Here is a 19,091-nt window from a genome sequence, read left to right as displayed (position 1 = left end):
TATTATGATTGCAAATATAAATACCGTTGCGCTTCAGGGAATTAGCACAGTAAATGCACAAATTCATATGGCAAATGGTATTCCAGCTTTTAATATTGTTGGATTGCCAGATAAAACTGTTGCGGAATCCAAAGAACGCATCAGAGCAGCGTTAAATTCAATCAATCTACTACTACCTCCAAAAAGAATTACAGTTAATCTCTCCCCTGCGGATTTACTGAAAGAAGGTAGTCATTATGACTTGGCCATTGCTATTGGACTACTTGTTGTAATGAATGTGATACCAGTTGAAAAAGTTCAGTCTTATATCATTATGGGTGAGCTTGCCCTTGATGGCAGAGTTATTCCAGTTTCAGGAGTGCTGCCAACAGCGATCAATGCAAAACAGGCAAATAAAGGAGTAATTTGCCCAAGGGGAAATGGAGTAGAGGCTTCATGGGTAAAGAATGTTTCAATTCTAGCTATAGAGAAATTAACTGATATTATCAGACACTTTAAGGGTGAGCAATTAATTCAGCCAGTAATTTTTAAATATAGTGATGCACCCAAAGAAAAAAGATTGGTTCCCGATATGAAGGATATTAAAGGCCAAGTTGTTGCAAAAAGAGCAGCTGAAATTGCAGCAGCAGGTGGGCATAATATGCTTCTTGTTGGCCCTCCTGGTACTGGAAAATCAATGCTTGCTAAACGATTTGTAGGGCTATTACCTGATTTGACTGAACAGGAAATGATTGATGTTAATATTATTTCCAGCATAACAAAAACTGGTAACGAAATATTCAAAGTAACTCGTCCCTTTCGTGAACCTCATCATTCATGCTCTATGCCAGCGATGATAGGGGGAGGAAAGAATGCAAAACCTGGAGAAATTACCATGGCTCACAATGGCGTGTTATTCCTTGATGAGTTGCCAGAATTTCCAAGACTTGTGCTTGATTCTCTGCGCCAACCACTTGAAGATAGAAAAGTTACCGTTGCAAGGGCAAATGCTCACATAACCTACCCTGCCAATTTTCAACTGATAGCTGCAATGAACCCTTGCAGGTGCGGTTATTTAGGTGATGCAAGCAGATCGTGCAACAAAGCTCCAAAGTGTGGCACAGATTACAAAAACAAAATATCAGGGCCATTGCTTGATAGAATAGACATATGCATTGAGATGCCAAACGTTAGCATACTCTCTCCTGAAATCTCTGTGGAGGGAGAAAGTACTAAAATTATAAGAGAAAGAGTGATAGCAGCAAGAAAAGTTCAAACTGAGCGCTATAGTGAATTAAATATTCGTTGCAATTCAGAAGTAAGCGGTGAAGCATTTAATAAATTTACTGAACCAGATCAGGCAGGGTTAGAATTGCTAAAATACGTACTGAAAGAAAATTACATTTCCAATCGAGGCTACACACGCGTATTAAAAGTTGCAAGAACTATTGCAGATCTTGCAAAAAGTGAAGAAGTAAAAAGAGCACACATTGCTGAAGCGCTCAATTACAGAATAAAGGTATATTAAAAAATTAGTTTACTTGACAGGCAATTTTTTTTACTATATGCTTCCTTAATGAAATTTTAACGTTCTATTTAAGGAGTAGAGTTATGGCATTAACAAATTATGAGCATGGAAAAGGGGATGGCATTTTTCATGCTATTTCAGAAGGATATATACGAGCTGAAAAATACTGGGGAATTCCTGGTGCTGCTGGTGGAGCTGGTCAGTACGCTATGCATAATAAAGGGAGAATAGCATTATTTCCGCTTGCAGTTGCAAGTGTTGTCTTTACAGCAATGCATATGAAAGCAGGCTTTGTTAGTGCAGCAGAAGCTTCTGGGTTTCTTGCTAAGACTGCCAGTTACTTTGTTGGAACAAATCAAGCAATAGCTGCTTCATTACCTGGATTTATCGGAACAGGTGTTGCTGGTCAGATAGTTGCGGGTGCCATAATGGCAATTGCTGCAGCTGCCGTTCTTTATGGAACATATCAAGTTGCCTCAAAATTAAAAGATGTTGCAGTTGAAGCATTGAAAGGGAAAGATCAGGAAGTATAATAATCTTCAACAAAATAAAAAGGGATAGGTTTCTGTCCCTTTTTATAAACTTTTTCTATTTTTTGCATCGGTTAAGTGATGTCATCTAAGAATCTAGTTATTATAATTAACTGCACTTATTAGTATAAATGTTAAGAATAAGTAAATCCCGTTTACTGTTTACGCCTATAGAAGTGAAAAGTATTTGCATATTATTAAAAAAGCGGTAACTTATTATCAAGTCAATTCGCTAAATTTGAGTAATTTAAATGTCTATTGATCTTAGTCTGCCGGAGTTACCTATATTGCACCCAAGGATTACCGTTGTGGGAGTGGGTGGTGCTGGTGGAAATGCTGTGAATAACATGATCCAATCTAATTTGCAAGGAGTGAATTTTGTTGTCGCAAATACCGATGCTCAAGCACTAGAAAAGTCGTTGTGTGATAAAAAAATTCAGCTTGGCATTAATTTAACTAAGGGGCTTGGTGCTGGTGCTTTGCCTGATGTTGGCAAAGGTGCAGCAGAAGAGTCAATTGATGAGATTATGGAGCATATAAAAGATAGTCATATGCTTTTCATCACAGCAGGAATGGGCGGTGGTACTGGAACCGGTGCAGCACCGGTAATTGCAAAAGCAGCCAGAGAAGCAAGAGCCGCAGTTAAGGATAGAGCGCCAAAAGAAAAAAAGATATTGACTGTTGGAGTTGTAACTAAACCGTTCGGTTTTGAAGGTGTGCGCCGTATGCGCATTGCAGAGCTTGGACTTGAAGAACTGCAAAAATACGTGGATACACTTATTGTCATTCCAAATCAGAATTTATTTAGAATTGCAAATGAAAAAACTACATTTTCTGATGCATTTAAACTTGCTGATAATGTTCTGCACATTGGCATCAGAGGAGTAACTGACTTGATGGTCATGCCAGGGCTTATCAATCTTGACTTCGCTGATATAGAAACAGTAATGAGCGAGATGGGCAAAGCGATGATCGGCACCGGAGAGGCAGAAGGAGAAGATAGAGCAATTAGCGCTGCAGAGGCTGCAATATCTAATCCATTGCTTGATAATGTATCAATGAAAGGTGCGCAAGGAATATTAATTAACATTACTGGTGGCGGAGATATGACTCTGTTTGAAGTTGATGCTGCAGCCAATAGAGTGCGTGAAGAAGTAGATGAAAATGCAAATATAATATTTGGTGCTACTTTTGATCAAGCGATGGAGGGAAGAGTTAGAGTTTCTGTTCTTGCAACTGGCATTGATGGTCGCAATAATAAATCAGAAACTTCACCTATAAGTCAGAGCGAAGACTCAGAGAAAGAGAAATTTAAGTGGCCATATAGTCAAAGTGAAAGTACGCAAGACAAAACACTGGAAACAAAACCAGCTGAACAGGTAAGCGAAGGAGCTAAGTGGGGCAGCAATATCTATGATATACCAGCTTACTTAAGAAGAAAAAAATAATGCAATTTTGGCTACTCAAGTCAGAGCCAAGTGAATACTCATGGCAAAAAATGGAAAAGGATCAGGTAGTTGAGTGGGATGGTGTGCGCAATTATCAAGCTCAAAATTACATGAAAATTATGAAAACAAGCGATCTTGCGTTTTTTTATCATACAGGTAAAGAGAAAGCAATACTTGGAATCGTTGAAGTATTTAAAGAGTATTATCATGTTAATGATCCCAAGTTCGGATTAGTGAATGTAAAGTTTTTGAAACCTTTAAATAACCAAGTAACGTTAAATAATATAAAACAAAACCCACTTTTGAAAAATATGACTATATTAAAACAACCACGTTTATCAATTGCCCCAGTTTCGGAAATTGAATGGAATGAAATAATAAGGATGAGTGATGTGTAATACCTGTCATTTCAGTTCCTAAATGATGTCATCTCAGCACACAACGCACAGCTGTATGAATATTTGTCTCGAAGGTAGTGCATTAAACGTTATAGCCGATTTTGCATCAAACACAAAGGTGTCATTCCAGTGCTTGACACTGGAATCCAGCCTTAATGCAACCACATTAAAGCCGTTGTGTTTTAATATAAGATTAGCTACTTTTATATTCACTAACTTGATGTCTAATCAAAATTCCCGGATTCCAGTGTCTAGGTACTGGGATGACATCCTTCTAGTGTACAATATTCGTACAGTTGTGTACATGACACAAGGGTCTATAACTCTTCTTTTTTGGATTCCAGTGTCAGCTATTTGCATGACACCCTTACTGATGTGTCACTCATGTTAGAAGTAAATATTCTTGACAAGAAATGGTGCAGCATTATAGAAAATCCTAAAAATTTTGTATTAGGTGTCATCAATGCTTCTCTAAAAGAATTAAAAATAGACCACTATAAACCAAATATATCAATAGCTCTGGCTGATGATGACTTGCTACATCAACTTAATTTAAAATTTAGAGAAATGGATAAGCCAACTAACGTACTATCATTTCCGTATGAACAATTGTCTAATGAGTGCGATTTAGGAGACATAGCAATTTCAATAGACACAATAAAAAGAGAATCGCATGAGTATTGTATACCCATTCTTGCTCACATTGCACACATGTTAGTGCATGGATTACTGCATTTACTTGGTTATGATCACCAAAAAAAAGATGAAGAAATTATAATGAAAAATCTAGAAAGAGAGATTTTAGCTTCGCTTGGCTACAATATGTGCACGATTTAAAAGGAATTTAATAAAAATATAGTAGATGATAATAAAATATGTTATCTACAAAGGGTTTTAGCTATAAACAATAAAAGGTAAGTGATATGGTTCAGTTTTCTTTGCCAAAGAATTCTAAAATTAATCAAAAGGGCAAAATTTATCCTATTCCTGCTAGAGCAAAAAACATCAGAAGATTTCAAATTTACCGTTGGTCTGCTGATGACGAGAAAAACCCTAGGATAGACACATTTTTTATTGATATGGATAATTGTGGCCCTATGGTACTTGATGCATTAATAAAAATAAAGGATGAAATAGATTCGACTTTAACTTTCAGACGTTCTTGTAGAGAAGGCATATGTGGATCTTGTGCCATGAATATTGATGGAACCAATACTCTTGCATGTACTAGATCTATACATGATATAAAAGGTGACGTAAAAATATATCCATTACCTCACATGTATGTAATAAAGGACCTAGTCTCGGATTTGAGCCAATTTTATGAGCAATACAAATCAATTAAACCTTGGTTACAAGCAGATAAGCCTGCCCTACCAAATAAAGAATACTCTCAATCTTCTGAAGATAGAAAAAAATTAGATGGCTTGTCCGACTGTATATTATGTGCTTGCTGTTCGACTGGTTGCCCAAGCTACTGGTGGAATAGTGATAAATTTTTAGGACCAGCAATACTATTACAAGCTTACAGATGGATTGCTGACAGCCGTGATAATAAGACAGGTGAAAGACTTGATGTTTTAAACGACCCATTCAAGTTGTATCGTTGTCATACAATAATGAATTGCACAAAAACTTGTCCTAAAGGACTTAATCCAGCAAGAGCAATAGCGAAAGTAAAACAGCTCATGGTAGAGAGAGAAGGAGTTTAAGTATTATCTTTTGCATTCTTCGTAAGAGAACAGCAAACCTTCCGAAGCGTAGGGTATTGTTAATACCCTGAACGCTTTTCCATTCGTGAAATGCATCGTATCATCATACGATTCAAATAATTTTTTGAACAACTCATGTCTTTGATTACTAATAGTTTGAAAATCCTCTTTTTCTAAAAGCTTTTTAGATTCGCAGAGGTAAAGCATAACTTCATGATAAGTTGGGTAAGATGCCAAAAATTTTGGGTCAAATTGAAAGGTTTTTATAAAAGCATTATTATAAAATTTTAGCTTTTGATTCTTACTATACATTACTATAGCAACCGGTAACCTCTCAAGCAAATTTTTCTGTGTAGCTAAATAACTGTTTAATTCAGTATATAATTTCTCTGCATCACTAACATCTTTCCCATACATTACTATGCTACCAGAACCTTGTATTGGAATTTTAACAAAATCGAAAACCTTAGGTTCGTTCTTATAAGTTATGACATGTCTTCCTGGTTTTGTGCTATGAGCGCTACCGGTAATAGCAAATTTCTTAGAACCATCTACATATTTATCATAAAATAAGTTATAAAATTCCACCTTTCTACTCTTGTTATATCTTAGTATTGGAAATGGTAAAGAGTTGAAAACGTTTTTATAGCTCTCCACTTCCTGTGTAAGCTTACTATTTTCTAACTCAAGTCCGTTAGCCTTTATCTTACAGTCTGAGACATTCCTTATCCATAACAGCACACCTATCACATTGTTAGAATCATCTATTATGCTTCTACCGTAACATATGCAATAAACCTCACTGTCTTTTGACTTTAAATCTAGAGTGAAAGATTTATTTATTTCCTTTGCCTCAACAAAATTTTTGATTAAGCTTTCTGATTGCTCAAAAAAATTCAAAAACTCATTAAATGAGTAAAAAACAGTATTAAGCAAAATTAGTAAATTGGGAGAGAACTTTTCTATACGTTTTTTTGCATCCCAAATATAAAACCCATCATTCACAGTATCAATTAAATTATTTATGATAACATTTTGATGCTGTAAGTTCTTAATCTTATTACTAATTTTTAATTTAGAATAAGAGAGAAAGAATAATATTAGAATCAATATTAAAACCACTTCATACAAAAAAAACATAGCACTTTTAAAACAAATGTAAAAATTTGTAACCGCTCAGAATTATGCTGAAGAGGTATATAAGTAAAGATTGCCTAACATTTAGAAAGCCCAATCTCTTATAAAGGTTCACAGAAGATTTCATACAATGTGCTACTATATATTTGCATTCAAGCTGTTTAGCTATCTTTATTCTTTCTAAAACCATTTGGGTACCTATTCCACGATTCCTGTAAATTGGTAAAACTCCATCACTATAAAAACCAGCTACGCTGCCTTGAACATAAAGACCGCATGTCCCAATAATTTCATTATTTAGTGTTACAAGAAAAAATCTTAATCTTGAGTTCTTATCATCATAATTTGATAATCCGCGAAAAAATGTGCTGACAATTCCAACGCCATGATAAAAAATTTTAGAAGTGTGTAGATCTAACTGTTCTAAGAGGTTGCTACCATTCACAGCATTTAACCTCAAGTTTGGAATAACATCAGCAGGTAAAAAGTAATTTTTCATATTAAGTAAAGCTTTTTTTGGTGTGCTAACGTGTTTTATTTCACACTTTTCTAAAATATCTCTTATTTTCATATGTGAATTTATTACCCATGTTGCTTCTATATCTCTTGTTCTGAGATAATCTAGAGTTTTTTGTATAGAAAGCTCGGTACATTGATCTCCACAGAACACAAAATTAAATAATGACTCCCTGGTACCATTTATTGTAAATATGATGTTATCAAATTCATCGTGTACTTCCCACTCAGATAAATTCGCTGTGTACAGTATATAATCCTTTAGATTTTGAACAATTAAGCTTGAATAATAAATTTTTTTATCCTGCATACACCAACAATAAACAATAAAAGGCTCCTATAAGAACACAGGCTAAAATTGCAGCTATAACGTCATCTAGCATAATACCTAAAGGACCTTTGGTATTTTTATCGATTAAATTTATAGGCCACGTTTTTATTATATCAAAAAACCTAAAAGAAAAAAAGCACAACAACAATGAAGAACAATTCATCTCTTGGCTTAACAATATCGAAACTAAAAGTATCGTCAGCAATTGACCAACCACTTCGTCAATTACTACCTCTTTTGGATCACATGAAGTCTTGTAATGTTTTATATAATTACCTGTAGACCATAATCCAATTAAGAATAAAAAAGAAATAATTGCTGCACCTAAAATTTTGTTGCTCAGGATTACAGGAACAAGCGGAAAAGAAGCCAAACTACCCACAGTACCTGGCATTTTTTTTACTGTTCCAGACAGCCACCACGTTGATATTAATTTATATAAAAATTTCACAATATATCGAAATACAAAATTAACTTATAAGAACAGAAATAGTATCCTCTATAGAGGCGCTTTCATACAATAATCCATAGACCGCTTCACATATAGGCATTTTTATCTTTAGCTTTCCTGCTAAATTAAATATGGACTCAGCAGTGCTAAAACCTTCAATCACTGACTTGCCTTCTGACAAAATCTGCTGAACATTAAAGCCATTGTCACTATTACCTATTTTAAACCCAAAAGATAAGTTTCTTGAATTCAAGGATGTGCATGTCATAATTAGGTCACCCAGACATGCTGGCCCAAGTAGTGTATTTATATCCACACTACCGTCACCAATTTTTGCTGAGTATAAAGCCTTAATTTCGCTCATACTTTTCGTAATCAATGCTGCATGAGCATTAAACCCAAGTTTACTACCTAAAACAATCCCACACGCTATAGCAAAAACGTTCTTTAACGCTGCACAAATCTGTACTCCTGTAATGTCGTTACTAAACTTCAATTTAACATTTTCTTGTTGCAGCTCTGATACTAGCTTTGAACCTAATGTGTTATTTTGGCATGCAAGAACCATTGAATAGGGTAATTTTCTTGCAACTTCTACAGCAAAGCTAGGACCTGAAAAAATAGCAATAGGATTGTTAGGTAAAATTTCATTTACTATTTCACTAGGTAATTTTAATGTAGACTTTTCTATTCCCTTACAAGCTAAAATTATTGCTACATCTTTTTTCAGATTACAATTATGCAATTGCTGACATACCTTCCTCAGAGACTGAGTGGGAACAGCGAGGATTGTTACTGAAGCATTAATTGTGTCTTCAATAGCCAATTTTACTGACACATTATCAGAAATTCGACAACCGGGTAGCTTGTCACTTTCTCTTTTCCCGTTGATTGATTCAAATGTAGTTTCATTGCGAGTCCACAAAATCACATCTTTCTTACTACCTAATGAAATTGCGATTGCTGTACCCCATGCACCAGCACCTAAAATTGATATTGCCACACGATATTCCTGAAAATATTACTTATACTTTAAAATAGTAGGATAAGTAAATTAAAAATATAATACAGACATATAGAATAGTTAAATATTTATTAACCGAAGTATTCTTTTAATAATAGTAACTTTAATTCAATATTTACTAAAAATATTATTACTATCATGGTATGTCTATTATATTTTAGATCTATTTATATAACTTTGGAACAATATATTTACTATTAATTAATAAGTGTAATTTTGATCATTTGTTAATAAAAATTTGATTTATTACTTTCCTTAGTTATATATATTACTAAAATTATAAATTATTTATGGGGTGTAAAATATGCGTATATTATTAATTGAAGATGATCAAGTAAGTGCAAAGACTGTGGTTAACGCCTTAACTTCTGATGGACATTTCTGTGACGTTGTTACTTCTGCACAAGATTATAACAATAATATGGTTTCCTCAAACGGAGATTACTATGACCTAGTTATTTTAGATATACACTTGCCTGGTGATATTGACGGATATGATATATTGCTAAGACTAAGAAGTGCAAAAATCAAAGTTCCTGTCTTAATACTTTCATGTATATCCGCTGTCAATCACAAAGCTAAAGGACTCGGGTATGGTGCCGATGATTACTTAACCAAACCATTTCATAAAAGTGAGTTATTAGCTCGAATTAAGGCCATAGTGCGTCGTACTAAAGGCCATCCTGAATCGGTGATAAAGATTGGTAATATAAATATCAATTTTGATCACAGGATTGTTGAGGTGAAAGGTAAAACGGTTCACCTTACTAATAAAGAGTATTCTATGATAGAATTGCTAGCACTGCGTAAAGGAACAGTATTAACAAAAGAAATGTTCTTAAATCATCTTTACAATGGCTTAGATGAACCTTCAGATAACAAGATAGTTGATGTTTTTATGTGCAAATTACGTAAGAAACTTGAAAGTGCAAATGATGGAAAAAGCCACATAGAAACCGTTTGGGGCAGAGGGTATGTTCTGAAAGAGTATATTGATGATGAAGAATATTCTAATGTTAATGTAGGCGAAAGTAGTGATGGCTATCAAGCAGAACAAGTGAAGGACAACGCATGAAATGCCTATACATTTAAATATAGCATGGCTTATATCGCACGTATCATGTGAACGCCTAGGTGAAATATAAGCCGAGTTCTGTTTATGTAGCTATTTATCTGGAGTAAATGTTACCATTTACCGCATGCGATTTACCCGAGTAGATATGAGGAAAACATAAAATCTACTTCTATTTAATCTTGCTCCTAGTGTTGGTTACTCGACTACCAATGTTGCCATTGCCATGGTGTGCTCTTACCACACCTTTTCACCCTTACCTAAGAATATTTTAGGCGGTAATTCTCTGTAGCCCTATAACTGGAGTTACCTCCGGCGGGCATTACCCGTCACTATTTTTCCTTGGAGCCCGGACTTTCCTCTGCTATGTTTATCACACAACAGCAGCTACTTATTTCACCTAGGAATTATACTTTAACATGAAAATCACAAAAGCAAAAGACAATTTCCTAACAGTCTACATATTAAAAACATTTAGACAAATAGCTAAAGGTGATATTCCGGCACATCATCACTATCCCAAGATAAGCTTTTTTCACTTTTAGACTCCGCTTCAGTTAGTCAAGAGCCTGGTCCACCGCTTGAAGACGATGAGCTACTTCTTGATCGACTACTACTTTCTACTGATATACTATTTAGCACTGTTTCAGATTGATATATAGTTCGCATTCTGTTACCAGTGGTAAAAATTTCTTCATCGCTACTTGAAGATGATCGCCTTCTATAACCCAAATCAGTTAGTTCTAATACAGGAGCAGCATTACGACCCTTAACATATCTATATGCTATGAATCCTATAATTCCAACAATACCTATTGCTCCAACCAAAGATCCCCCTATCATTCCTGCCTTATTAGACCCTATAGCAAGTTGAGTAGGTTGTGGTGAAGAAGTAGACTGAGGAAGTAAAGTCGTGGTGAATATAGGAGTTGTTGACTCTTTTGTTCTAGTACTTGGTATACTAAATACTGTTTGTGTAGTTTTCTCTGAGCTTGTTATTGGCGCAGTTGGTTCCACTGTTACTGTGCTTGTTTGAGTCGTTGACTCTGTTGAAGGTTTATTCGTTGTAGAAGTAGGTGCAACGGCTTCTGTTGTTGGCTTCACTGTTACTGTACTTGTTTGAGTCGTTGACTCTGTTGAAGGTTTACTCATCGTAGAAGTCGACACACCAGTCGCTGCTGTAGGTTTTACAGTACTTGTCTCAGTCCCTGAAGTTACTGTCGGCACACTAGTTGACGTTGTAGCAACCGTGGTCGCTTGTGAAGTAGTAGTTGTTTTTGCTACTGTCGTTGACTCCGTTGAAGGTTTACTTATTGTAGAAGTAGGTGCAACGGCTTCCGTTGTCAATTTAGTAGTCTTCACAGCGTCGGTTTCTGCTGTGCTAGTAATTGCAGCAGTCGGCGTTTTCTTAGAAGTCACAACCGTTTCTGCAACAGTTATAGGAGCCACGGTACTACTAGAAATAATATCTGGCATTAATCGACCGTTAATGATATTAACAAAATCACTGAGAGTTTTGATGCTATTTGCCGGTATTATTGTTGCTTCAGAAGATTTTCCAGAGCCGTTTTGATTAAAAGTTACAATATTTTCTCCACTTACCGCAGTTACGATAAAACCACCCTGACCGTTGCCTTTAATATATAATTGCTCTATAGGATCTGTAAATTGATAGATAGGAAAATCTGACACTGATCCATTTTTAAGTAGAGTTGCTATATGTAACCTCTGCTCATTAGCTGATTGGTCATTTTCAAGAAAAGCAACTAGATCATTTCCTTCCGTTTGTTCAACATACTGCAAAAAGCTTATTTCATGTTCTCTAGAAAGAGATAGTGCTTTATTATCTATTTAACCTTTTCGATTACCAAGTAAAAAGCCATTAACTCCATCCTTCAGACCCTGAATCACTTTAGCCATATCAAATTTAAAAATACGTGTTTTTCTCACCTCTTGATTTTCCTTAGTAATCCTTTTGCTCACTTGCGAATAAAGCATCGTGTTTCCATTTAATGCCAATTGCCCCTGATTATCAAAATTGAACAATTTTCTTTCTGTAACACCTTTTTCTCCAGTCAATACCTTAAATTTTCCGCTCTCGCTTGACTTTAAGTACCAAGAAACTAAAGTTTGATCCTTTAAGTTATGGGCGATTACAATTACGTCACCATTACCAACTTTCACTGCTCTTGGTTGAAAGTAACTATTGCCCACATTTGCAAGACTATTATTATCAATATTCTTTTGTAATTTTCTTTTATCTAAATGTTCAACTGAAGGAGTATTAACTGATTATTTAATTCCGTAAGTGTTAAAAGATAAGCCTTTAACGCATTTTTCTCCTTCTTCGCTAATTCCTTCTTCAGGAAAGATAACTCCAACTTTATCTATTTCAGCTGAATCTTCTATTAACGTGAGAGATAATTGATCTTTGAATTCATTTGCTACGCTGATATTTGTACCACATTCGTATGTTTTTGATTGATATAATGGACTAATAAGTAATTTTACTTTACTGCTCCCATTACCATTATCTTGATAGCTGAGTCCGTAAGCAACTCCATTCCCCTCAATTAATTCTACGTTTGTTGGATTAAAACCTATCGCTTCTTTAATTTCCGGTGTATTTGAGTTGATCCCGAGCAATCTTCTTAATATAGACATAATTTTATTTAAAATATTAATAAAATGCTATTATGATTACTCCTGTGTGTTAATGTCAATGAAAATTTTAACTAAAATTAAAAAATTAATATAATATTTTATACTAAAAGGTAAATATAAGCTTGAAGAGGGCTAAGAAGCTTTATGCTATTTCTCAAAAAACCAACAATTGCAATCATTGGTTCTACAGGTATAATCTGTTAAAGTTTACACGAGTCTCATGAATGATAGAAAAAGAAGAGCAGTTTAGTTTTACATCAGAAAACCTCAAGAAAGCGGGAAAGTTTATAGAGAAGTATCCCAAAGGTAGAGAAGGTAGTGCTGTTATGCCTTTACTATATCTGGTTCAAGAGCAATGCGGATGGGTTTCTGAATCTGCTATGCGTTATGTTGCTGATATGCTGCATATTCCACATATTCGTGTATATGAAGTGGCAAATTTTTACACCATGTATAATTTAAAACCAGTAGGCAAATATCTAATACAAATTTGTATAACAACTCCTTGCTGGTTGTGCAATAGTGAAGAAGTTTTAAATACCTTTAAAAAAAAACTTGGAATCAATATCGGTGAGACTACTAAAGATAATTTGTTCACTTTAAAAGAAGTTGAATGCCTAGGTGCATGCGTTAATGCTCCCGTTGTGCAGATCAATAATGACTTCTATGAAAATCTTACTCCTGAGAAAGTAGAAAACATCATAACAGAACTTTCAGGCAAATAGATGAAAGAAGAATTTTCATTCAAGAGAATCAAGCAATCAGGTTCTGCAAGAGTTGGAACAATTAAAACTCCAAATGGAAGCGTAGAAACCCCCGCTTTTATATTCTGCGCAACAAAAGCTGCAATTAAAGCTGCAGATATTGAAAGAATAAGTGAAGCTGGTACCCAAATCATACTTTCCAACACCTATCACCTAATGCTTCAACCAGGAGAGAATACTGTTGCAAAACTTGGTGGTTTGCGCAAGATGATAGGATGGAATGGGCCAATGCTAACTGACTCAGGTGGATATCAGATATTTAGCTTAGGCCACGGATCAGTTTCGGAAGAGATAAAAGGAATAAGAAAAAAACAAAAAACTTTGATCAAAATTAATGAGGATGGGGCAATTTTCCGTTCTTACATTAATGGTAAAATTTATTGCTTAACTCCTGAAAAATCTGTACAAATTCAACAGAAATTAGGTGCAGATTTAATCCTAGTTTTAGATGAATGCACTCCATTTCACGTAAGCAAAGAATACACAGCAAAATCAATGCTCATGAGCCACAGATGGGCTGAACGTTCTTTAAATGAATTTGAAAAAAACAATAATGGCAAGCAGGCACTGTATGGAATTAGTCAAGGCGGAGTGTATCAAGATTTACGTAGAGAAAGTTGTGATTTTATCAACGATTTGCCATTTTTTGGTCAAGCAATAGGTGGATCACTTGGTCAAAGTAAAGAGCAGATGCATGATGTAGTTTCTTTCACTATGGACCACCTGAAAAAAGACAGGCCTACTCATTTGCTTGGTATTGGTGGAATTGTGGACATCTTTCGCGGAGTAGAGCTTGGAATTGACACGTTTGATTGCGTGCATCCAACCCGCTTAGCAAGGCATGGTGGCGCACTTGTTAAAGTAAAAAACAGAAATTCTATTTCTTCAAAGTGCAAAGAGCATATTAATTTGCGGAATCAACGATTTGAGCTGGACAACAACCCAATTGAAAGTGACTGTTTATGTTTTACCTGCAGAAAACATTCAAGAGCTTATATACACCATTTACTGAAAGCTAAAGAGCTCCTGGCTTACACGCTCGTTACCATTCATAATATTTTCTTTATGAATAAGTTAATGGCATCAATAAGGCAGGCTATATTAGATGATAGGCTAGATCGGGAGAAAAATAATTGGATTAGTGAGACACCACTACACTGTGAATTATACACCTAGTTCATATTTTTCTACGCTTATTTTATATTCCCTAAAACAGAAAAAGCCTTCCTCTTCCTACTCTTTCTTCCTTGGCTAATCCATAGTTAGCGTTTTTTGCACATGTGCGTTGCATTTTTTAATCTTCTTTAAAAACTTGACAATACATGACAACACTGGTATGTTAAAAATATAGTTTTTGTGGGGTATTTATGGTTAACAATAAAGAAAAACATCAAATAGCGTTTTGCGTTTCAGCCGTTACATTCTTAGCTGGGTTATCATTAATCGCAACTGCAATTGCAGTGGTTACCGTACCTGCTATAGCTGCTTGTCTAGTGATAGGAGGAATTTTGACTGTCTTGTCTGGCGTGCAAGCAGTAGAAAGCTATTTATTTTTACGAAACAGTGAGAAAACTTTGAGTAAACTGATAAGTAATATACGCGATGAACCAGAAAGCAAACTTTTTATAGAAAGGATTTTGCAACCGTTCATTGAACTTTTTAGTGAGCTTAAGCAACATAATTAAAGTACACTAAGCTTTAAGCATAGAAACCACTTTATCGTAACTTGGCAATGATTCAATTTCTCCAATTGCAGCTAGAGTGGTTTTTTCATGCTGAGATAACAATTCTTCTGCTGCTTTTTTTACGTTAGCAGTGGTAACTACACTAATTTTTTCTATTAATTCATTTTTACTGATGTACCTATTATAGTTACCGTAGTAGTGTCCCAATGTTTCAGCACGTGAGCTAACACTTTCGCGTGACATTAAAATTTGGGATTTTACTCGCTCTTTCACTCTATTTACTTCTTCTTCCTTCAGATCATCTGTAGACAACTTCTTCAACTCTGTCGTTATAGATCTTAAAAGCTTATCTAAGTTACTACTGTCTGTACCAGCAAAAATGGAAAACATTCCTGTATTAGTATAGCTGGAATTAAATGAATAAACAGAGTAAGCTAATCCCTGCTTTTCCCTTACTTCCTGGAATAAACGTGATGACATTCCGCTCCCTAATATAGAATCAAGCACTTGAAACGTGTGATATTTATCGTCATGGCGAGAAACACTAGGTAGACCAATTAGCAAGTGTACCTGATCTAATTTACGATGTTCTAAATACTCACCACCAGTACAGCTCGCATTTTGGCTTTTTTTCAGCTTTTTAGAATGAATCTTTGAGAGAAAATCTTTGGTTAATGCAACAACTTCTTCATGCTCAACCTTTCCTGCAACGGCAAATAGCATATTCTCACCAAAGTAATGCTCATTTATGTAATTATCTAGATCTCCTCGAGTAAAAGATTTTACAGTATTTTGCGTGCCTAAGATTGACCTACCAAATGGTTGGTCTTTATAAGCTGCCTCAAAATATTTGTCAAAAATAATGTCACTTGGTGAATCATTAGTTTGAAAAATCTCTTGTATTACAACACCCTTCTCACGTTCCAATTCATCTTCTGGAAACGTGGAATTCATCAATATATCTATTAATATATCAATACCAGTTTTTATGTCTTTCTTGAGGACTTTTGCATAATAGGTGGTGCTTTCCCTACCGGTGCTAGCGTTGAAAACTCCACCTATGTCATCAAAAGCTTTTGCAATTTCAAAGGCAGTTCTTGTCTTCGTCCCTTTGAAAGCCATGTGTTCTAAAAAATGGGATATTCCATTTTGCTTTGCACTTTCTGCTCTACTGCCAACACCAACTCGTACGCTTAAAGCTACGGAATCAATATCACGCACCTGCTCAGTTATTATGCGCAGACCATTATCTAATTTTGTTACCCGGGGTATATTCATCTCATATATTCTTCTAAGTTCTCTTCTGCAAAATCCCAATTAATCAAATGATCAAGGAAAACTTTTATGTAGTCAATTCTACGGTTTTGACAATCTAAATAATAGGCGTGCTCCCACACATCCATAGTGAGTAGTGGCACTTGGCCATAAATTATTGGCAAATCTGCATTTGGAGTTTTGGTGATTTTGAGCTTTCCTAACCTACCTTTTTCGAGCACTAACCATACCCATCCACTGCCAAATTGGCTTACTCCATGACTCGAAAATTCTTCATAAAATTTATCAAAGCCACCGATATCGTCTTGAATTTTTTTTGCTAGAAGACTACCATCTTTAGGCTTACCACCACCATTTTTTTTCATTGAATTCCAATAAAAAGTGTGATTCCAAACTTGTGCTGCGTTATTAAATATAGGCAAGTTGCCGCTATTACCATGCACTTTTGTTATTAATTCCTCAATTTTTACATGTTGATAATCCGTATTTTCAACTAGCTCATTGAGTTTATTTAAATATCCTTTATGGTGCTTATCATAATGAAAATCCAAAGTTTTTGCAGATATGTAAGGCTCCAAAGCTGTTTTATCATATGGTAATTCAGGTAAAGTAAAACTCATGCCAACCTCTTTATTTTTGACCTACTTGGATGGTAGGGCAATATATGCTTTTATGCAACATATAATTAATAGCTAAAACATTTAGGTATCTATTGCATTATTCTAAATTATACTACAATAACGATTATTATATAAGCCATAGAAATGGATTAAATGCAAAAGTTACTTGACACCCTTCGCCAGCCCCCTTATCATGAAACTGAAGCTATTGTATTTGCTTTCGCCAATCTGCAGATTAAAAGGTAAGGATTACTTAATGTATCGGCGTCTTATGTTCAATTTTTTGCAGTATATAGATACTGTATGTCTTTACAAAACTTCATCTACATCTAGATTTTTATCTAAATAAGCTGAACGCGCTTATAAAGCGTTACAAGACATCAAAAAATGCCAATACTCGACAGAGATAGTAAAAGACTAGCTAACTCGGGGATTCTTTGTCTTTTTTTCTGCTTAGTAAATTTCTTAAACATTTGCAGCGTAAGTTAGTTGCAATTAAAAGCAGCTTAATCTTGCTTGTCAAGCGTTTAAAACATAAAAAACGCCAATATTTTAAAGCGGATAATAACCCCAGGGCTTCTTTTGCCTTTTTTTTATTTGGTAAATTTCTTAATATTTGTAGCTAACATGAAGCTAAGTACGAACTTTGTTAAACACAACAAATGGTTTCATCCCAGTGCTCCTTTTTTTGTCATCCAAGTAGCTGACACTGGGATCTATTTTGCATGTAACTCCAATTGTGTTTTGGCATAAAACGCGACGCGTATTAGACTTATTTGCAAGCAAAGCTTGCTAGATCCCAGTGTCAGCTACTTGGATGACACTATATAGGCTACTTAGAGGACCCAAAAAGGGTGTCATCCCAGTGCTTGACACTGGGATGGCTTTGTTGCATCGCTAGCTATGATGGATTAAAGATAAAAAAGATAGTGAATATCAGTAGCTTATTATTCTGGTATTTATAACAAGAACGGTCAATGAATACCTAAATTTGAGTAAAAGAAATTTCACTACCATTTACCAATCCGGCTAAAATTCAAGAATTTCAATGCTTTAGCTATTTTCAATAGAATTAAATTTATTAATATAAATAACAAATTACTATTCTTAAATTTGATCAGATTGATTGCAAAAAAACAAGATTTTCAATAGGTTGCTTATAATCCTAACTATAGTTAGCCTTTCATAAGTAGCGATGCAACAAAGCCCACTGGGATCCAGCCTTGCCGTAATTTCATCAAGAACGTTGTGTTTTAACATAAAACGGCTACTTTTATGCTTACCAACTTAATAAAATTCCTGGATCCCAGTGGGCTTTGTTGCATCGCTAGCTATGATGGATTAAAGATAAAAAAGATAGGGAATATCAGTAGCTTATTATTCTGGTATTTATAACAAGAACGGTCAGTGAATACCTAAATTTGAGTAAAAGAAATTTCACTACCACTCACTAATCTGGCTAAAATTCAAGAATTTCAATGCTTTAGCTATTTTCAATAGAATTAAATTTATTAATATAAATAACAAATTACTATTCTTAAATTTGATCAGATTGATTGCAAAAAAACAAGATTTTCAATAGGTTGCTTATAATCCTAACTATAGTTAGCCTTTCATAAGTAGCGATGCAACAAAGCCATCCCAGTGTCAAGCACTGGGATGACATCATAGGGACACTGGAATGACACCATAGGGGCACTGCCGTCATAAAGGAACCAGTGTCAGCTACTTGGATGACAGCTAGCCTAACAACCGTCATCCAGCTACTTGTTAGCGGGATCTGGAGATACCGTGACGGTATGACAAGCAAGAACAGTTGCATTCCTGCACAATTTATTCTCATGACAAAAACGTCTTAACTTTTTCTCTACTTTTTCTGGGCAAGGTCACTAATTGACATGGTATCTTGTTAAAATATTTTTTGAAAAAATGGATTGAATTATAGGTAGATTTAGCT

General features: G+C 35.0%; 22 protein-coding genes, 1 other RNA gene and 1 pseudogene. 12 read left to right on the top strand and 12 right to left on the bottom strand.

All coding sequences use genetic code 11. From position 1 onward, the window contains the following. The first annotated feature begins 4 nt into the window (after positions 1-4). The 7 genes from ONI09_RS02645 (at position 5) to ONI09_RS02615 (ending at position 5,595) form a co-directional block, all read left to right on the top strand. Positions 5-1,507, top strand: a complete 1,503-nt coding sequence (locus ONI09_RS02645) for a YifB family Mg chelatase-like AAA ATPase (protein ID WP_265014335.1) — start codon at positions 5-7, stop codon at positions 1,505-1,507. Between the two features lie 83 nt (positions 1,508-1,590). Next, entirely contained in the window at positions 1,591-2,040 is a 450-nt protein-coding gene (locus tag ONI09_RS02640; RefSeq protein ID WP_265014334.1) for a hypothetical protein, read from the top strand. Between the two features lie 248 nt (positions 2,041-2,288). Then, on the top strand, positions 2,289-3,485 hold the full coding sequence (ftsZ, locus tag ONI09_RS02635) for a cell division protein FtsZ (RefSeq protein ID WP_010962790.1): 1,197 nt from the start codon (positions 2,289-2,291) through the stop codon (positions 3,483-3,485). Next, positions 3,485-3,883, top strand: coding sequence for an EVE domain-containing protein (locus tag ONI09_RS02630; protein WP_265014333.1), 399 nt, complete (start codon positions 3,485-3,487; stop codon positions 3,881-3,883). The genes ftsZ and ONI09_RS02630 overlap by 1 nt, the downstream gene beginning before the upstream one ends. Before the next feature lie 55 nt (positions 3,884-3,938). Continuing rightward, entirely contained in the window at positions 3,939-4,274 is a 336-nt protein-coding gene (locus ONI09_RS02625) for a WPE palindromic element domain-containing protein (RefSeq protein ID WP_265014332.1), read from the top strand. Then, a complete protein-coding gene (gene ybeY, locus ONI09_RS02620; protein ID WP_253303271.1) occupies positions 4,268-4,720 on the top strand; it encodes an rRNA maturation RNase YbeY in 453 nt (150 codons plus the stop codon). The genes ONI09_RS02625 and ybeY overlap by 7 nt, the downstream gene beginning before the upstream one ends. Before the next feature lie 86 nt (positions 4,721-4,806). After that, positions 4,807-5,595 (top strand): succinate dehydrogenase iron-sulfur subunit, encoded by a 789-nt coding sequence (locus ONI09_RS02615; RefSeq protein ID WP_264378091.1) that lies wholly within the window; start codon positions 4,807-4,809, stop codon positions 5,593-5,595. A 3-nt stretch (positions 5,596-5,598) separates the two neighbouring features. Here ONI09_RS02615 and ONI09_RS02610 read toward each other — a convergent pair whose 3' ends face one another. From ONI09_RS02610 to ONI09_RS02595, 4 genes and pseudogenes are all read right to left on the bottom strand, one after another. Beyond that, positions 5,599-6,735 carry a hypothetical protein gene (locus tag ONI09_RS02610; RefSeq protein ID WP_265014331.1) on the bottom strand — a complete coding sequence of 379 codons (1,137 nt, stop codon included), beginning with the start codon at positions 6,733-6,735 and terminating at the stop codon, positions 5,599-5,601. 42 nt (positions 6,736-6,777) lie between these two features. After that, positions 6,778-7,558 (bottom strand): annotated as a pseudogene (locus ONI09_RS02605) (GNAT family N-acetyltransferase). Further along, on the bottom strand, positions 7,548-8,030 hold the full coding sequence (locus tag ONI09_RS02600; RefSeq protein WP_006279290.1) for a phosphatidylglycerophosphatase A family protein: 483 nt from the start codon (positions 8,028-8,030) through the stop codon (positions 7,548-7,550). The pseudogene ONI09_RS02605 and the gene ONI09_RS02600 overlap by 11 nt, the downstream one beginning before the upstream one ends. A gap of 19 nt (positions 8,031-8,049) precedes the next feature. Continuing rightward, positions 8,050-9,033 carry an NAD(P)H-dependent glycerol-3-phosphate dehydrogenase gene (locus tag ONI09_RS02595; protein ID WP_265014330.1) on the bottom strand — a complete coding sequence of 328 codons (984 nt, stop codon included), beginning with the start codon at positions 9,031-9,033 and terminating at the stop codon, positions 8,050-8,052. 325 nt (positions 9,034-9,358) lie between these two features. On the opposite strand from ONI09_RS02595, the gene ONI09_RS02590 reads away from it, so the two are divergent. Beyond that, on the top strand, positions 9,359-10,129 hold the full coding sequence (locus ONI09_RS02590) for a response regulator transcription factor (RefSeq protein WP_096616586.1): 771 nt from the start codon (positions 9,359-9,361) through the stop codon (positions 10,127-10,129). Between the two features lie 51 nt (positions 10,130-10,180). Here ONI09_RS02590 and rnpB read toward each other — a convergent pair. The 4 genes from rnpB to ONI09_RS02570 all read right to left on the bottom strand — a co-directional run bounded on the left by rnpB (position 10,181) and on the right by ONI09_RS02570 (position 12,790). Beyond that, positions 10,181-10,530, bottom strand: an RNA gene (gene rnpB / locus ONI09_RS02585) — RNase P RNA component class A. A gap of 157 nt (positions 10,531-10,687) precedes the next feature. Further along, positions 10,688-11,929, bottom strand: coding sequence for a hypothetical protein (locus ONI09_RS02580; protein WP_265014329.1), 1,242 nt, complete (start codon positions 11,927-11,929; stop codon positions 10,688-10,690). Positions 11,930-11,977: 48 nt separating this feature from the next. After that, entirely contained in the window at positions 11,978-12,340 is a 363-nt protein-coding gene (locus ONI09_RS02575) for a hypothetical protein (RefSeq protein ID WP_265014328.1), read from the bottom strand. 78 nt (positions 12,341-12,418) lie between these two features. Next, the gene (locus ONI09_RS02570; RefSeq protein WP_265014327.1) at positions 12,419-12,790 is read right to left on the bottom strand and encodes a hypothetical protein; all 372 of its coding nucleotides are present in this window, start codon (positions 12,788-12,790) and stop codon (positions 12,419-12,421) included. 224 nt (positions 12,791-13,014) lie between these two features. On the opposite strand from ONI09_RS02570, the gene nuoE reads away from it, so the two are divergent. The 3 genes from nuoE to ONI09_RS02555 all read left to right on the top strand — a co-directional run bounded on the left by nuoE (position 13,015) and on the right by ONI09_RS02555 (position 15,239). Continuing rightward, positions 13,015-13,515: an NADH-quinone oxidoreductase subunit NuoE gene (gene nuoE / locus ONI09_RS02565; RefSeq protein WP_265014326.1), complete on the top strand. Its 501-nt coding sequence runs from the start codon at positions 13,015-13,017 to the stop codon at positions 13,513-13,515. Then, a complete protein-coding gene (gene tgt, locus ONI09_RS02560) occupies positions 13,516-14,730 on the top strand; it encodes a tRNA guanosine(34) transglycosylase Tgt (protein ID WP_010082445.1) in 1,215 nt (404 codons plus the stop codon). A gap of 191 nt (positions 14,731-14,921) precedes the next feature. Beyond that, a complete protein-coding gene (locus tag ONI09_RS02555) occupies positions 14,922-15,239 on the top strand; it encodes a WD_0736 family protein (RefSeq protein WP_265014325.1) in 318 nt (105 codons plus the stop codon). 6 nt (positions 15,240-15,245) lie between these two features. Here the strand turns inward: ONI09_RS02555 and ONI09_RS02550 are convergent, their stop codons facing one another. Continuing rightward, positions 15,246-16,517 (bottom strand): M16 family metallopeptidase, encoded by a 1,272-nt coding sequence (locus ONI09_RS02550; protein WP_265014324.1) that lies wholly within the window; start codon positions 16,515-16,517, stop codon positions 15,246-15,248. Then, a complete protein-coding gene (locus tag ONI09_RS02545; RefSeq protein WP_010082437.1) occupies positions 16,514-17,134 on the bottom strand; it encodes a superoxide dismutase in 621 nt (206 codons plus the stop codon). The genes ONI09_RS02550 and ONI09_RS02545 overlap by 4 nt, the downstream gene beginning before the upstream one ends. Positions 17,135-17,761: 627 nt before the next feature. Here ONI09_RS02545 and ONI09_RS02540 point away from each other — a divergent pair. Then, positions 17,762-17,887 carry a hypothetical protein gene (locus ONI09_RS02540; RefSeq protein WP_265014323.1) on the top strand — a complete coding sequence of 42 codons (126 nt, stop codon included), beginning with the start codon at positions 17,762-17,764 and terminating at the stop codon, positions 17,885-17,887. Positions 17,888-18,241: 354 nt separating this feature from the next. Here the strand turns inward: ONI09_RS02540 and ONI09_RS02535 are convergent, their stop codons facing one another. Further along, the gene (locus tag ONI09_RS02535) at positions 18,242-18,394 is read right to left on the bottom strand and encodes a hypothetical protein (RefSeq protein WP_265014322.1); all 153 of its coding nucleotides are present in this window, start codon (positions 18,392-18,394) and stop codon (positions 18,242-18,244) included. Between the two features lie 277 nt (positions 18,395-18,671). After that, complete coding sequence (locus ONI09_RS02530; protein ID WP_182366392.1) at positions 18,672-18,893, bottom strand: hypothetical protein; 222 nt, start codon at positions 18,891-18,893, stop codon at positions 18,672-18,674. Between the last annotated feature and the right edge of the window lie 198 nt (positions 18,894-19,091).

The organism is Wolbachia endosymbiont of Drosophila pseudotakahashii (assembly GCF_026015925.1).
Lineage (GTDB): Bacteria > Pseudomonadota > Alphaproteobacteria > Rickettsiales > Anaplasmataceae > Wolbachia > Wolbachia pipientis.
The sequence above is the reverse complement of the archived record's forward strand: the minus strand, read 5'-3'. Positions and strand labels throughout refer to the sequence as shown.